11 protein-coding genes and 1 tRNA gene are annotated in these 15,048 nt (G+C 49.0%); 4 read left to right on the forward strand and 8 right to left on the reverse strand.

Translation table 11 applies throughout. The features are described from left to right. Positions 1-13: 13 nt before the first annotated feature. Positions 14-1,189: an MFS transporter gene (locus AOY24_RS20130; protein ID WP_042998651.1), complete on the forward strand. Its 1,176-nt coding sequence runs from the start codon at positions 14-16 to the stop codon at positions 1,187-1,189. Here the strand turns inward: AOY24_RS20130 and yicI are convergent. After that, entirely contained in the window at positions 1,186-3,504 is a 2,319-nt protein-coding gene (gene yicI / locus AOY24_RS20135) for an alpha-xylosidase (RefSeq protein WP_054177232.1), read from the reverse strand. The genes AOY24_RS20130 and yicI overlap by 4 nt on opposite strands. Positions 3,505-3,515: 11 nt before the next feature. Beyond that, positions 3,516-4,898 (reverse strand): glycoside-pentoside-hexuronide family transporter, encoded by a 1,383-nt coding sequence (locus AOY24_RS20140; RefSeq protein ID WP_042998653.1) that lies wholly within the window; start codon positions 4,896-4,898, stop codon positions 3,516-3,518. A gap of 289 nt (positions 4,899-5,187) precedes the next feature. On the opposite strand from AOY24_RS20140, the gene AOY24_RS20145 reads away from it, so the two are divergent. Further along, positions 5,188-5,282: transfer RNA gene (locus tag AOY24_RS20145), tRNA-Sec, on the forward strand. 80 nt (positions 5,283-5,362) lie between these two features. Here AOY24_RS20145 and AOY24_RS20150 read toward each other — a convergent pair. From AOY24_RS20150 to AOY24_RS20175, 6 genes are all read right to left on the reverse strand, one after another. Beyond that, positions 5,363-5,854: a GNAT family N-acetyltransferase gene (locus AOY24_RS20150; protein WP_054177233.1), complete on the reverse strand. Its 492-nt coding sequence runs from the start codon at positions 5,852-5,854 to the stop codon at positions 5,363-5,365. 170 nt (positions 5,855-6,024) lie between these two features. Continuing rightward, positions 6,025-7,122, reverse strand: a complete 1,098-nt coding sequence (locus AOY24_RS20155; RefSeq protein ID WP_054177234.1) for an alkene reductase — start codon at positions 7,120-7,122, stop codon at positions 6,025-6,027. Positions 7,123-7,140: 18 nt separating this feature from the next. Then, positions 7,141-7,353: a DUF1471 domain-containing protein gene (locus AOY24_RS20160; RefSeq protein WP_044263563.1), complete on the reverse strand. Its 213-nt coding sequence runs from the start codon at positions 7,351-7,353 to the stop codon at positions 7,141-7,143. A gap of 369 nt (positions 7,354-7,722) precedes the next feature. Next, entirely contained in the window at positions 7,723-8,553 is an 831-nt protein-coding gene (locus AOY24_RS20165; protein ID WP_054177235.1) for an AraC family transcriptional regulator, read from the reverse strand. A gap of 211 nt (positions 8,554-8,764) precedes the next feature. Then, positions 8,765-9,265, reverse strand: a complete 501-nt coding sequence (locus AOY24_RS20170; RefSeq protein ID WP_054177236.1) for a sigma factor-like helix-turn-helix DNA-binding protein — start codon at positions 9,263-9,265, stop codon at positions 8,765-8,767. A 210-nt stretch (positions 9,266-9,475) separates the two neighbouring features. Further along, on the reverse strand, positions 9,476-13,315 hold the full coding sequence (locus AOY24_RS20175) for a S6 family peptidase (RefSeq protein WP_054177237.1): 3,840 nt from the start codon (positions 13,313-13,315) through the stop codon (positions 9,476-9,478). A 290-nt stretch (positions 13,316-13,605) separates the two neighbouring features. Here AOY24_RS20175 and AOY24_RS20180 point away from each other — a divergent pair, with 290 nt between their 5' ends. Then, positions 13,606-14,130 carry a hypothetical protein gene (locus AOY24_RS20180; RefSeq protein WP_054177238.1) on the forward strand — a complete coding sequence of 175 codons (525 nt, stop codon included), beginning with the start codon at positions 13,606-13,608 and terminating at the stop codon, positions 14,128-14,130. Between the two features lie 195 nt (positions 14,131-14,325). Further along, positions 14,326-15,039: a molecular chaperone gene (locus tag AOY24_RS20185; RefSeq protein ID WP_054177245.1), complete on the forward strand. Its 714-nt coding sequence runs from the start codon at positions 14,326-14,328 to the stop codon at positions 15,037-15,039. The last annotated feature ends 9 nt before the right edge of the window (positions 15,040-15,048 follow it).

Below are 15,048 nucleotides of genomic sequence, written 5' to 3' on the forward strand. Positions count from 1 at the left end.
ATTAAAAAAAGAAATGAATAAAAATCTGACATTACTCGCCATGATATTTTTCTTATGGGGCAATATAACCGCCATTAACAGCGTGCTGATCATCTTTTTCTATCAGTATTTCCATCTGTCGTGGTCGCAGTCTATTTTCATTACCGTTATTTTTTACGTGGCCCCTTTTCTGACCTGTCTGCCCTGTTCAATGCTGATTGAACGCCAGGGGTACCGTAAGGTGTTGCTGCTGTCGTTAACGTTGTCGGTTGCGGGATGCCTGCTGTTCGCTCTGGCGTTGCAGCTGGATTCCTTCGCCCTGTCACTGTTGGCGATGTTTGTCGTGGCGACGGGCGTGGCGGCGATGCAGGTTGTCGCGAATCCCTATCTGACATTGCTCAGCGCACCGCACAAACGCATTGGCAATCTGTGTCTGGCCTCTGCGGTTAATTCGCTGGGAACCACGCTGGCGCCCATGCTGGTTGCGCTCCTCCTGGCGTTTTCCCCTATCGATATCCTGGCGCGTGAAGAACCTATCAGTGCGCTCTGGCTTTGCCTCGCCTGCTTTTCGCTGGTATTGATTACAGGGGTTTTCTGGATCCGCCTGCCGGATGTGGCGCGCCCGGGAAAAGCCGCGTCAGGAACGTATAACGCCTGGAAGAACAGAGAACTGTTATTCAGTGTGGCGGCGATTTTTATCTATGTCGGCGTCGAAGTGAGCCTTGCGACCAGTCTGGTAAAATATCTCATCACCATCGGCGGCTGGAGCACTACTGTTGCGATGTCGCTGGTCTCTTTTTACTGGGGAGGTGCGCTGGCGGGTCGTTTTCTTTATGGTTTTCTTGCCGACAAAACAGGCAATTACACGCCGTTTCTGATGGCGACGCTGGCCTGTGCAACGGCGGTGATGATGGCGATATGGCTGAACAATACCACTGGCGGTTATCTGCTTATCCTGACCGGTTTAGGAAACTCAATTCTCTATCCGATTATCTTCGGGCACACCATCAACAAAAATCCGGCGATCGCCAATATTTCTGCCGCAGCAATGGTGATGGCCGGGATTGGTGGTGCGGTTATACCCTTACTGCAGGCTGCTTGTATTGATGGACTCAACCTCCGGTTCAGCTTTCTATTACCGGTCGCGTTGTATCTGCTGCTGGCGCTGTGGGGGCGGCTGAACCTCCACCCCCTCGGTACATCAACTTAAAGCGAAATGACGATCTCATGACTTTGCGGCGTCACCATCACGCCCAGTTCGCTTCCCCGGTGTGAAGCGCCGCGAATACCGCTAATCTGCGCGATGTTACGCAGGCACAACGTCCAGTCGCGCGCATCCCCCTTGCCCGTCACGGTGAGGGTGTTGCCATTGCGCTTAGCAATCAGCGTAAAGATAACCGAACCGTCAGCGGCAGGGACGTCGCACACGGCTTCACGTCCCTCCTCGAGCGCGAACAACTGGAAGGCAGTGCCTTCGTTCCACGCGTAATCTGGTTTCTGATTATTACGGCCCAGCGCCAACAGGGTGTTGCCACGCACATACACTGGCAGACTCAGGAAGTCATGCTGCTGTTTGTACCAGCGGCTGCCCTGTACGACGTCATTGTGCCACAGATGCGTCCAGCGTCCTTCCGGCAAGTAAAACTGCACCTCCCCCGTTTCCGAGAATACCGGCGCCACCATCACTGAATCCCCTAGCATATACTGGCGGTCGAGATAATCGCATGCCGGATCGTCCGGGAACTCCAGCATCATGGCGCGCATCATTGGCGTGCCCCGCTCGTGTGCACGAGCCGCTTCACGGTACAGGTACGGCATCATGCGGCACTTCTGCTCGGTGAAGAAGCGCACCACATCGCAGGATTCCTCATCATACGCCCAGGGCACACGATAGGATTTGCTGCCGTGCAGGCGACTGTGGCTGGAGAGCAGACCAAATGCACACCAGCGTTTATAAACGTGTGCCGGCGCGGTGTTTTCGAAGCCGCCGATATCGTGGCTCCAGAAGCCAAAACCGGACAAGCCAATGGACAGGCCGCCGCGCAGGCTTTCTGCCATTGACTCATAGTTGGCGTAGCAGTCGCCGCCCCAGTGTACCGGAAACTGCTGTGCGCCCACCGATGCGGATCGGGCGAACAGCACCGCCTCTTTTTCGCCAACGGTCTCTTTCAGCACGTTCCACACCAGTTCGTTGTAGATGTAGGCATAATGGTTGTGCATTTTCTGCGGATCGGAACCATCAAACCATTGCACATCGGTCGGGATACGCTCGCCGAAGTCGGTCTTGAAGCAGTCAACACCGATATCCACCAGACCTTTCAGTTTATTGGCATACCATTCACAGGCCTGCGGATTGGTGAAGTCATAAATCGCCAGCCCCGGTTGCCATTTATCCCATTGCCACAGGGAACCGTCCGGACGTTTCAGCAGGTAGCCTTTCTCTTTCAGCTCCTTGAAAATCGGCGATTTCTGTCCGATGTACGGGTTGATCCATACGCAGACCTTCAGCCCTTTCTCCTTCAACCGACGAATCATTCCTTCCGGGTCGGGGAACGTCACCGGATCCCATTCGAAGTCGCACCACTGAAAAGCCTTCATCCAGAAGCAGTCAAAGTGGAAGACGTGCAGCGGCAGATTGCGCTCAGCCATGCCGTCGATAAAGCGGTTTACCGTCGCTTCATCGTAGTTGGTGGTGAACGAAGTGGTCAGCCACAGGCCAAACGACCAGGCAGGCGGCAACGCCGGACGCCCCGTGAAGCGGGTATAGCGGTTCAACACTTCTTTCGGCGTCGGACCGTCGATCACGAAATATTCGAGATATTCGCCCTCGACGCTGAACTGCACTTTCGACACTTTCTCCGAACCGACTTCAAACGAGACGCACTGTGGATGGTTGACCAGCACGCCATAGCCACGGTTGGTCATATAAAACGGGATGTTCTTATAGGATTGCTCGGTGCTGGTGCCGCCATCGCGGTTCCAGGTTTCTACCGTCTGACCATTACGCACCAGCGCGGTAAAGCGCTCGCCCAGACCGTAAACCGTCTCGCCGACGCCCAGATCCAGGCGCTCGAACATGTAGTTCCGCTGGGTGGTGGTGTCCTGCACATAGCCGTTGTTCTTCAACTGACTACCGGTAATGCGCACACCGTTACGCAGGAAATCCAGCGACCAGCACTCACCTTTAGTGACGCGCACGCTTAAGTTACCGCTTTTCAGCTCAGCAACCTCAGCGGTGTTTTGGATATCGACCTTCACGTCCTGTAAAACGTTGAGCGGGTAATGCGGACCGTTATCCAGCGCCCCCTGAAAGTGTTCCATACGCACGCCCACAATCCCTTCCTGCGGCGAAGAGAAACGCAATGTAAAGAGCGGAGTATCCAGTTGCCAGGTGCGTTCGCGGACATCACGCGGCGCGGCATAAACCACCAGTTCGTTACCGTGCTGTTCCACATCAAACACCTGGACTGGATGAAGTAAATTAAGGCCAGGCTGAATCAGCCAGTTTCCATCGCTAATCTTCATACTCTGTTCCTTTAGTTCTGAAATTCGTTATGCGTAAATTCCTGCTGATTGCGACGCGCGCCCTGTGCCAGTTGGTCGAGGATGTTTCTCAGGTAAGGCGTTTTCAGGGTGTAGAAGCGTTTGGCAATCACGGCACTCAGCAGATAGCAGATGGCCGGGACGATTGTGAACAGGGCAATAATGATGTTGATGGTGGCGTTGTTCTGCGTTTTCGCCGCCGCGTCGTAGCCACCGCCTGCCAGCATCCAGCCAATAAGCGCGCCACCGAGCGCCAGACCCAGTTTGAGTACGAACAGTGTGCCCGCAAAACTGATACCGGTCAGACGTTTACCGTTGCACCATTCGCCATAATCGACGGTATCGGACATCATCACCCACTGGATCGGCGTCACCAGCTGGTGCAACACGCCAATCACGAAGATAAAGACGAACATGGTGATGTCGGCCTGCATCGGGACAAAGAACATCGCGAGGCTAACCACGGCCAGGGCCGCGTTGGTCCACCAGAAGATGCTGACTTTGCATTTCCAGTCGGTGAGGGGTTTTGCCAGCGCGGAGCCAATCAGGTTACCGACACAGTAGGTGGTCAGGAAGGCGACGAATACTTCCGGCGTCCCCAGGATCCAGGTGACGTAATACATCATCGCGCCACCGCGTACGCAGACGGCGAGAATATTGAGGATGGTCAGCAGCCCCACAATCCGCCACTGGTCGTTTTGCCAGATATCGCGGAGATCTTCGCGCATTGAGGTTGTGCTCGGTGGCGCTTCGATACGCTCTTTGGTGGTGAAGAAGCAAAACGCCAGCATCAGGAATGCCACTACCGACAGCACTGCAATCCCACCCTGAAATCCCAGCGCTTTGTTATCACCGCCAATAAGATTCACCAGCGGCATCATCAGCACGGTCGAGAGCATCCCGCCCGCCGTCGCCAGCACAAAGCGCCAGGATTGCAGAGAAATACGCTGCGTGGGGTCATTAGTGATCACCCCGCCCAGTGCGCAATACGGGATATTCACCACGGTATAAAGCAGCGTCAGCAGCGTATAGGTGATGGCAGCGTAAATCATCTTACCGTTCAGGCTGAGGTCCGGCGTGCTGTATGCAAGGACGCAAACAAGGCCAAACGGCAGCGCGCCAAACAGCACCCACGGACGGAATTTGCCCCAACGGGAACGCGTGCGATCCGCCAGCAGCCCCATGCACGGGTCTGAAATGGCGTCCAGCGCGCGCGCCAGTAAAAACATGGTGCCGACAAAACCGGCGGGAATACCGAAAATATCGGTATAAAAAAACATCATATACAGCATGACGTTATCAAAAATGATATGACTGGCAGCGTCGCCCATCCCGTAGCCAATCTTCTCCTTAACAGACAAAATATGAATAGTCATAACGCATCCTTTCGCGCTCTCATGCGCACTGGTACCGGTTACCGTTTTTGTAAACCATTCGCGCTAGCGACGGATATTCCGATATCTCGTTATTAAATTACGATTCTTGTTTTCTGTGATCGCGGTTGCGCCAGAAGATGTGAGAAAATGTAACTAGAGGAATTTATGAGGATTTATATGAAACCGATCATGGTAAGAAGAAAGGGAAGTTAAAAAAGTGAGTGAGGGGGTGTGGAAACGTCAGGAAGTAGCTATAATGCGCCCCGCCTCCATGTAGCAATGCAGGCGCGGAAGATCGTCGTCTCCGGTGAGGCGGCTGGACTTCAAATCCAGTTGGGGCCGCCAGCGGTCCCGGGCAGGTTCGACTCCTGTGATCTTCCGCCAAAATATCATGCCCTATTCCCGCTTCAGAAAGCCTAAAACGCCTTCTACATTCGAGTTTCGCGCGGTTTTCATCGCGTCTCTTACAACACCATCACCATCTCGTGCCACGCCATCCCGCCGTGATCGGATTCAGACGGTTTGACGTAGCGATAGCCAAAGTGAGCATAAAGATCGACATGACGATCTTTACACATCAGGTGAATCGTCTTTTTGTGCATCGCTTTCATCCGCGCCACAAATTCGCGCATCATCAGTGAAGAATAGCCTTTCCCCTGAAAATCCGGGTGCACTACCACCGACATAATCACCGCATTGGGCGCATCCGGATCGTGGCCTACCAGTTCCTTAAAAGCCTCGTCAGACATCACCACTTCCCAGGCGCAACCGGCATTAATAAAGCCAGCCACCTCGCTGTTTAACTCCATGCACATAAATCCCTGCGGATAGCGCTGGATACGGGTAGCAATCTTTTCCCGGGTTGCCGCTTCATCGCCTTCATAGGCGAGCGTTTCAATCTCATAACAGCGGTCAACATCGGCGGGCGTGGCCTGACGGAATAGCGGAGTGGGCATGCGTTTACCTTTTTTTGAATCAACTGGACTGCCTCATCATACCCGCAGATAACACGGTTTACGCTGATGGTATTCACATGAAAATGAAAGGGATGTACAAAGCCCGGCGTGATGTTATTCGCCGGACCATTTGCGGATGTGCGAGCAGATTGACGCATTGCGTCATGAAATCAGCTAGCCGGGTAGTCCAGATACCCTTCTTTCCCGCCACCAAAGAACGTCTCTTTAATTGGCGCATTCAGCGGCAAGTCATTTTTTAGTCGATGCGGCAGATCTGGGTTAGCAATAAACGGACGACCAAAACCGATCAGATCGGCCCAGCCGTTCGCCAGCGCCTCTTCAGCACGGGCTTTGGTGTATTTACCGGAGTAAATCAACGTGCCGTGGAAGATAATACGCAGCGCTTCTTTAAACGCGGCAGGCATGACCGGCGCATCTTCCCAGTCCGCTTCGGCGATATGAATATAGGCAATGCCTAGCTCGTTCAGCACGCTGGCTGCCGCCAGATAGGTCGCTTCCGGGGTATCATCTTTTGACCCCATCAGCGTGGTCAGCGGAGCGAGACGAATACCCACGCGCTCTTTACCAATTGCCGCAGAGACCGCCGTCACCACCTCCCGCATAAAGCGCAGACGGTTTTGCAGCGAGCCGCCGTATTCGTCGTTACGCAGGTTGGCCTGCGAGTCAATGAACTGATTGATCAGATAGCCGTTCGCCCCATGCAGTTCAATGCCGTCAAATCCTGCAGCGATAGCATTACGCGCCGCCTGAGCATAGTCATTGACAATAGCCGGGATCTCTTCCAGCGTCAGGGCGCGCGGCATGTCATGCTGCACCATCTCGCCGACGCCATTTTCCGGGCCGCGCCCTTCCACATCGACAAAGACTTTCACCCCTGGCGCCTGAATGGCAGAAGAAGAGACCGGCGCGGCGCCGCCAGGTTGCAGAACGGTGTGTGAAACACGACCGACGTGCCACAACTGAGCGAAGATTTTACCGCCCGCCTTGTGCACGGCGTCGGTGACTTTTTTCCAGCCAGCAATCTGTGCATCGGAATAGATACCCGGCGTCCAGGCATAGCCCTGACCCTGCTGGCTGATTTGCGTGCCTTCGCTAATGATAAGCCCCGCGCTGGCACGCTGCGCGTAATAGTCCGCCATCATGTCAGTCGCGACGTCGCCTGCCCCGGCGCGAGAACGCGTCATCGGCGGCATAACAATCCGGTTTTTTAACGGCAAGGCATTCAGCGCATAGTGATCGAATAACATAATGGGTTTCCCTCGCGATTATTTATACAGTTCTGCACTCATGGTGACGGTATTGCCCATTCGAGCGCTGGTGATTTTGTATTCAGAGGCGTTCATCTCTTTCGCTTTTTGGGCAATCACTGCTTCAGCAGAATCCAGCGTGGTGCCAGACGCCGTAACGCTCTGTGCAGAGGCGCTAAAGGTCATAGCAGAGAACAGAGAAGCAGTAATAACAGCGATAATGGTTTTCATGTTTAATCCCAGAGTAAATTGATTGGTTGGCGTTGAATAACGCATTGGGAGAAGAATACGCTGACGACCTGATGACATAAATGATACAAATGGCAATAGACTATTGCGTTTTTGTTCACAATAAGAGGAGAACGGATCGCCAGTGATTTTGGCTCTGCGCGTTTGACCTGCCATCAGACAAACCACTGCGCTTTGAAGAAGGCCACTATGGCGAGGTACAGATCCAGGGCTTTACCCGATCTGAGGAAGCGAACGGGATCGATAAAAGCAAAGACTTAACGCAACAGGTAGGGTAATGATTTCAGCAATACTCCAGCCTGTTACGCCAAAGTCGTTCTGTCCTGCGAAATATCTTAACGATATCGATCATCAGGATTGTTTTTTTACCTTCAAAGAAAACTGTTTCGGTGTTATGCCAAAGAACTCTTTAAAGTTACGAATAAAGTATGAAGTACTGGTATAGCCCACTTCATTGGCAATACTGTTAATATGCTTCTCAGTCGTGGTGATGAGTTTTGCCGCCTGATGCATGCGAATATCCAACACCAGCGTATTAAAATTATTACTCTCTTTCTCCAGCTTTTTACGAATCGACACCTCCGACATATGTAAAATGTTCGCCAGATCTGCCAGCCTCCACGATTTAGAGAGATCGGCTTCAATGATTGACTTCAGTCGTTCAGTAAAGGTGGTATCCGTTGATACCGACAAGGAATAAACTAACGATTCTATATCCCTCATTTTAGAAAGAAGATAGGTTATTTTATAAACTTGTCGGTGTTGTGGGACATCGCTTCCCGTTAATCGTTTGAAGATTTTTGTATCTGTTTCATCAACAGGACAGGTAAATATTTTACGCCGCGTCTGGTTGACTCTTTGCGGATCTAACAACAGCGGTTCCATCACCTTACAGATACAACTCAACACATCACTATCAACGTGATAGAGCTCATAAGGAACCCCTTTACCTAGCACTTTTAATGCAACATCAATCACTGTGTTTTTTTCGATATAACAAAGTGATTCAGGGGGTACATTAAAGGACTGCCCATCTTTCGTTTTTATAAGCAGTTGCGCATCCCGTAGATAGATAATCGCACAGTTATAAAAACGTATCTTTTTCAGCACCAACAGATTGTTGTGTGCATTGCTTTCCTTAGCCGGAAAATTAAGGGTACTTAAAGCACTTTGACTATTCATACAGTCACCCCCATGCTTTGTATGCATATAATTTCATGGGTTATCAGCCATGTAAATTCGGAATTTTTTAATTAACGAAATAGTTTATAATTTTAATTATTACTTTTTTAACTATGCATTTCTTTAAAATACATAGCGTTACCCAGTGGGCTTGGTGATGTAGCTAACAATTTTAATATTTTCAACAGGAAATTACACGTAGAAACAGCAATCAGGTATTTGACACCAGAAAAACATCATTAAGCAGCAGCGGCAGTTTTCTGGTGGACTCCGCGCCGAGTTTAATTTTTATCTCGCGTATCCTATAATAAATAGTATTTTCCTTTAGCTGTGTTAACGTCGCGATCTCCCTGACTTTCTTCCTTTTAAAAAAGTACAAATAGACAATTTTTCGTTCATCCTCCGTAAAGTCGTTGAACACAGAAACAGGCGAAGGTCTGCTGCTCGTCAGGACTCGCAGTTTCTTACAACGGTACGCAATCTGATCGAGGGACAGACACGTCACCGGGAGTTTCTCCATAAGAAAACTGTAAGCAAAGTAATCGTCCTTGTCGCAGACCAGATATATTTTATTATATTTATTAAGCACATCATGATCAGATTCAATCTCTCTGTACTCATGACATTTAATATCTGGTTCATCATTAGAGAGCAATGACAACCCATAATTAAAATAGGCATTTTTACTTGCCAACAAAAAAGCAACCGACATAAGAACTCTTAGTTATCAAATGTATTAGACACCTTAACCAAAAGTGACTATAAAGTATGAAAAGTGCAAAAACCACCCTAAAAAATAACCCATTGCGATAAAATTATGCACACCAACTTGTTGCGTAAATGGATTTAATTCTCACTCACATTTAATCCATAAAAAAGCCTGAACTATAGGTTCAGGCTTTTACTGACTCACCTGTTAAAATCAGAATGAATAACGGATATTGGCGTTAATTGCCTTATCGATATCGTAATGACCGAAGGCCGAACGCTCTATATTAAGACTAATCCTGGTGTTTTCTTTAATTCTGGCATTAACACCTAAACTGAAGTTAACCCGGCTATCTTTACCATTCTTAATATGAGTTTCCCCGGCAAAATCATGAACAACCGTCTCTGCCGGTTTAAACAGGTCATACTGATAATGAACGCCCGCCAGCGCCGTCAGTTCCCAGTCTTTCCCTCTGAACGTTTTTCCGGATTCCACCCCCGTACGACCAATCAACGGATTCTCCTGCTTACGCTGCATACGGATGTCTGAACCTGCAGACTGCCAGTCAAACCGGGTTCCTGACACCGAGCCATAAACCAGTTCCGTCTGCGGCTGGATAAAGGTTTCGCCGGGTAGCGCGAAGCGCCAGCCGGTTTCTGCGCCCAGATACCAGGAGTGCGAGCGGTAATCCTGCTCCGGCATTCCTGTTTCACTCGCTGAATAGTGGTTATCGTGGCGGACATATTTACCGATGGCATCCACATACAGCCCGGAGTCAAACATCGCGGAAGCATAAATACCGATACCGGTTGATTTCGTCTGTCCGGACCAGCCATCGCCATGGCTGTTACTGTGAGTGAACGTTGCCGTCACACCGGTAAACAGGTCGCCACCGTCAAACGCGTGCTTTCTGTCGGCGCCAGCCTGCAGGTGAGTCCAGCTGTCGGAATAACCCGCATCTGCAGAACCCGTACCGCTGAAGACCCGCGCCCAGGCCCCGGTTTCACCGTGGGTGTTGCGCAGGTCGCCCATGCGGTAGTTCAGGTTATTCATCTCCGTCAGAAAGTTTTTGTATCCCGTGTTCATAACGGCTTTGCTGGCCTGCAGCGCCGCCTTGTCCTGCTGCACGTCAAACCCTTCCAGTCGCCATTGTTTGCTGTTCCCACTTTCCACGATGCCCAGTTGCGGCGTGAAGGTATGCACACCCGCACGCTGTGTCACCGGTTTGAGCGTGAACACATCGGCAGCCGTCGCTTTCGGTGCCGTCACTAACGCGACGGATGATGCTCCCTGGCTTACTGAAGCCACCGACGGGACAACAACCAGCGCATTGTTTTTACCGGTCAGCGACTGCTTAACCGTTACTGTATCTGCCGTTTTACCGTCAGTGTTCATGATGAACTGACTGTTGCTGGCCGTCAGAGTGTCCACCGTCAGAGAACCCGCTGCGCCGGCATTGCCAAAGCGCACCTGTGAACCTTTCAGGTCAAGAGATTTCACCACGGACTGCCCGCTCGCCTGCCAGAGGGTATTCGTCATCACCGCGCCTGCCAGTGGCGCACTCAGGTTGCCACCATAAGCTGTGAACAGATCCTCACGGGCATCCTCTGCCGTACCCATATTCAGGCTGGCAGCAGCATCCGCCTGAATATTGCCTGTTATTACGCTACCCGCGCCGACATTCAGCGTGGTGCCCTGCCCGTCAAGACGCCAGCGCTCAGCCGAGTACGCTCCGGTTAACAGCGAAAGCGTTGATCCTGTACCGGCTGTCACTTCACTGTCAGAAACCAGCCCCGACGTCGCCGTCAGCTTCGCGCCATCTGCCAGCGACAGCGGTGAGTGGCTGAAACGGCTGAACTGGCTGAGAACGGCATCACTGGACGCCACGGTCACCGAACTGTCTGCGCTGTCAATCCCGCCGGTAAAGTGTTCATTAATGTTGAGGGTGGAGCCGTTCTTCAGCTGTACGCGTCCGGTGAAACGGCTCTGATCGGCGTCGTTTGTCGCTTTTGACTGCCCGAATGACGGCGTGGTTTTCACCCCGTTCCCGTCATTGAGATCGATATAGAGGTTTTCACTGCCCAGCGTTACGGTGGAATGGTCGGCATTAATATGTGTATTAAGGCTGGCATTCCTCGCCAGACTGAAATCAGCGTTGTACAGATCAAGCTGCTTCAGGCTGAACTGGCGGGTTTCCCAGTCACTCTGGGTAAAGGAAACCGGCTGAGTGAGAACAGAGTTGTCGCCCAGCGCTTTCAGCTTATCCGCCACGCCCTGGCTGCTGGCTGCATGGATAACCGGATGCCCCTGAATAAACAGGCGGCCATTTTGCTGGGTGAAGCTCCCCTGCGTGTTCATCCCGCCATCCATGACAAAGTCGTTCTGCGTTCCGGGTGTAACGGTATTTTTGACATCAACATTGCCGGTGAAGTGGCCGTGCCAGATGTTGGCAACCGTCGTTGTGGCATCCGCTTTATTGAAATCCAGGCTGACGGTCGCCTGCTTCCCGCTGTTGGTCAGAATAGCCCCATCGTCCGCGCCGTTAAGCTGATGGAAGGTAAGGCTGTTACCGTTGATGTCGAGCTTACCGCCACGGTAATCCCACAAGATATTGTCAGGGTTAACCTGCTTATCATCATTCAGTACAACCGTTGGACGTCCGCTAACAATATCAACCATATTAAATGCCTGGACGTTGCCATCGCTGTCCGGGCGCTGCGCCAGAATCACCGTCCCTTCGCCAACATTCAGCCCGCCGGGGTTGATACCCGTACCATTGACTTTCAGTGTCCCGGTACCGAGCTTGTGCAAGTTATCACCCTGAACACCGTTCACCTGCCAGTCGACGGTACGATCGCCATTAACAATGATCCCGCCGCCTTTCCAGGTTTGATCGGCACTGGCGCTGACGGTGTAATTCGCATCAAAAGTCAGCGTACCCGCCCCCTGATCCACAGCGTCGTTCAGCATGATCTGTCCATCAGAACCGAGGAAGGTCATATTTTTGCCATTATTGAGATTTGAGCCATTTACGCTGCCATGCATATCCCAATGCTGACTACCTTGGGTGAGATTCCCTATACCGGTTTGACTATCAAAATTCCAGAGGATTTTTTCAGAAGACGTATTGTTGATATCAGGATCGGAGTCCTGATCGAGAACATTTTTAACATAGTCGACAGGGATGACAGCCCAGTTATTTCCGTTACCACCCGCACCATTACCCGAAGTTAGTACGCCAACCAAAGTCCATTTATTAATGGTTGTATCAAAGCCAAATAATGGGGAGCCGCTGTCGCCAGCTTCACCATACGTCGCCATCGGTCCGTTTGCGGCATTATAAATTTGTCCGGAGGAGGTCGAGATCATCTGACCATTTTGATAAGAATGAAGCGAACCTACGGTACCGCCAGTAAGATAGCTATAAGCTCCCCAGATATGCTGAAGGTGTCCGGACGGCGTTTTGATGTACTGCGTCCCAGAGCCTGCTCGATAAAAAACAGGAAAACGCTTTTTATCTTTATAGATGTTATTCACAGTACCAGCATGGGTCATTTCTGACGGGATAACCTCCGTTACGATCTTGTTCAGCCTTGGAACATGGAAGTCCAGTCCCCAGTGATTATTTCTGTCGACAATCGTATACGTATAGTTGCCATACCGGACTGACTGATAGCCGCCATTATGCTTAACACTCGCCACATACTGTGGGTTGACTAAGGTGGCGACGCCTATTTTATCAACAGAACTAAAATCAATCATTGGCGCTTTATCCAATACGCCCGCCGGATTACCACTTTTATCATATAAGGTGATATTGGATGCACCGGCCTGGAAGGCTCCCCTGTTTTGTGCGAAATCGCGATAGGTTTGATAGGGAAGAATGTTACCTACATCTGAAGCAAATATTATATTGGAATGAAGGCACGTAGTGTAGAAAACTATTAACAGGACAGATTTGGATACGATGAAAGGCTTTTTATTCCTAATTCCTCTGTAAATTTTAGGAATAACAAACGTTTCATGTCTCTCATGGCTGCATTTAAGGCACATATATTCTTCCTCTTCATAATTTCATAAATGAAACAATAATAAAAAACCACAAACAATGAAAAAAAAAGAGCCAAAAACGACAAAAATTTATCAAGTGCTATTAATTTTGTGGTGAATATTTTAAATTGATTCTCAAGACATCAATATCAATCACAAAAACATTATTTTTATATCTCTACGTATCATTGACGGAACAGAACGCCCACTATTAAGATATACGAGAAATTGTGGTCGTTATGTATTTCACTGCAATTGGAATTGGTTGATAATAATCAAAGAGGATTTATGAAATGAAAAAAAATAAACTATTAATTGGTGTTGTCTCTGCATTATTAATTTCTGGTTCAGCTGCTGCGGCTGAAAAAACCAGCGTTCTTACAGCCAGCGGAAGTTTTGATGCTCAGTCTTGTACTGTTTCTATGCCAGAAACAATGACAGCAGATTTTGGGCATGTAACAAATGCACAAGTGAACAATGCAAAAGCAATGGCAAAGATCGCGACTCAGGATGCGGGAAGCATCCAGGTTTCGAACTGTACAACTCCGGCATCACTGACAGTTACCACAACGAATAGCAACAGAAATAACTATGTTTACCCTGCTATGGATGTTGTTGATCCAACAGAAGGCCAACAAAAGGATTTTGCACTTTGGTTGAAAGCTAATAATAAAGATGTGACGCTTACTAAAGCATTCGCTCTTGATAACGGCACATATCCACTTACTTTAGAATTGGTTAAAATGACGAGCAACTTTAATAAAAACCGCACAGGAGGATGGAGCGCGACATATACTCTAAATGTGACGTATAGCTAAATCTTCTATTCGTTTTTACAGCATTACTTATTTTCTTCAATCTGTAAAACCGAAGAACTCTGTTCGTTCATATTTTTAACAAGAACGTTCCCAAGCTTATTAAAGCCATACATTCGCACTATGGCTTTAAGTTGATATCCATACATCAGGTATGTTCTGACATGCCTGATGCTTTACTTAAAGAACAAAATTGTGATGTCATATAAAATCTCGAAGAAATTTAAGTTTATTAGCTTAGTATTGATAATGTGTTCACATTTTTCTTATGCTAATACAGATGGAATTACCCTCGAATCTACTAGGGTTATATTTGACAGTAGTGAGTCAAGCGCTAAAGTAAAATTAAACAATGATACAAACAAAGACTGGCTTTTGCGAGCTTGGCTTTCAGATTATGGTACTTCAAATAAAAACAATACATTTATAATTACACCACCATTATATAGAATTGGATCTAACGAGAGTATTCAATTTAAGATTAACAAATTTAAACTCGCAGAAAATCTGCCAAGAGATAGAGAGTCAGTTTTCCATATTAATATCATGGCAATTCCTGGAGTATCTAAAGAAGGCCAAGCACAAAATAACGCAATTCAGTTAGCACTCAACAATAAAATTAAATTATTTTACAGACCACATGAAATCAATAATATCGCTAAAGTTTCCAAGGCTTTTAAAGAATTGAAAACAGAGATTAATCACAATGCCCTAAATATATCAAACCCAACACCATACTATATAACCATTAAAGATGCAAATATAAATGGGGTTAAAGTTACAGGAATCAATGATTTTATGATTGCACCTTTTTCTAAATTGGCTATTCCTGGAAAAAATATCAAGACCTTTAGTTATTCGACAATAAACGATTATGGTGGGGAAACACCTAAGAGAAATATAACTTTTTGATTCAATAGC

This window comes from Citrobacter sp. CtB7.12, assembly GCF_001297795.1.
Taxonomy (GTDB): Bacteria; Pseudomonadota; Gammaproteobacteria; order Enterobacterales; family Enterobacteriaceae; genus Citrobacter_A; species Citrobacter_A amalonaticus.

Bases quoted from the DNA above. Each gene is read 5' to 3' on its own strand.
- AOY24_RS20175 (WP_054177237.1), bottom strand. From the start codon at position 13,315: ATGTGCCTTAAATGCAGCCATGAGAGACATGAAACGTTTGTTATTCCT.
- AOY24_RS20160 (WP_044263563.1), bottom strand. From the start codon at position 7,353: ATGAAAACCATTATCGCTGTTATTACTGCTTCTCTGTTCTCTGCTATG.
- AOY24_RS20180 (WP_054177238.1), top strand. From the start codon at position 13,606: ATGAAAAAAAATAAACTATTAATTGGTGTTGTCTCTGCATTATTAATT.
- AOY24_RS20130 (WP_042998651.1), top strand. From the start codon at position 14: ATGAATAAAAATCTGACATTACTCGCCATGATATTTTTCTTATGGGGC.
- yicI (WP_054177232.1), bottom strand. From the start codon at position 3,504: ATGAAGATTAGCGATGGAAACTGGCTGATTCAGCCTGGCCTTAATTTA.
- AOY24_RS20165 (WP_054177235.1), bottom strand. From the start codon at position 8,553: ATGAATAGTCAAAGTGCTTTAAGTACCCTTAATTTTCCGGCTAAGGAA.
- AOY24_RS20150 (WP_054177233.1), bottom strand. From the start codon at position 5,854: ATGCCCACTCCGCTATTCCGTCAGGCCACGCCCGCCGATGTTGACCGC.
- AOY24_RS20170 (WP_054177236.1), bottom strand. From the start codon at position 9,265: ATGTCGGTTGCTTTTTTGTTGGCAAGTAAAAATGCCTATTTTAATTAT.
- AOY24_RS20140 (WP_042998653.1), bottom strand. From the start codon at position 4,898: ATGACTATTCATATTTTGTCTGTTAAGGAGAAGATTGGCTACGGGATG.
- AOY24_RS20155 (WP_054177234.1), bottom strand. From the start codon at position 7,122: ATGTTATTCGATCACTATGCGCTGAATGCCTTGCCGTTAAAAAACCGG.
- AOY24_RS20185 (WP_054177245.1), top strand. From the start codon at position 14,326: ATGTCATATAAAATCTCGAAGAAATTTAAGTTTATTAGCTTAGTATTG.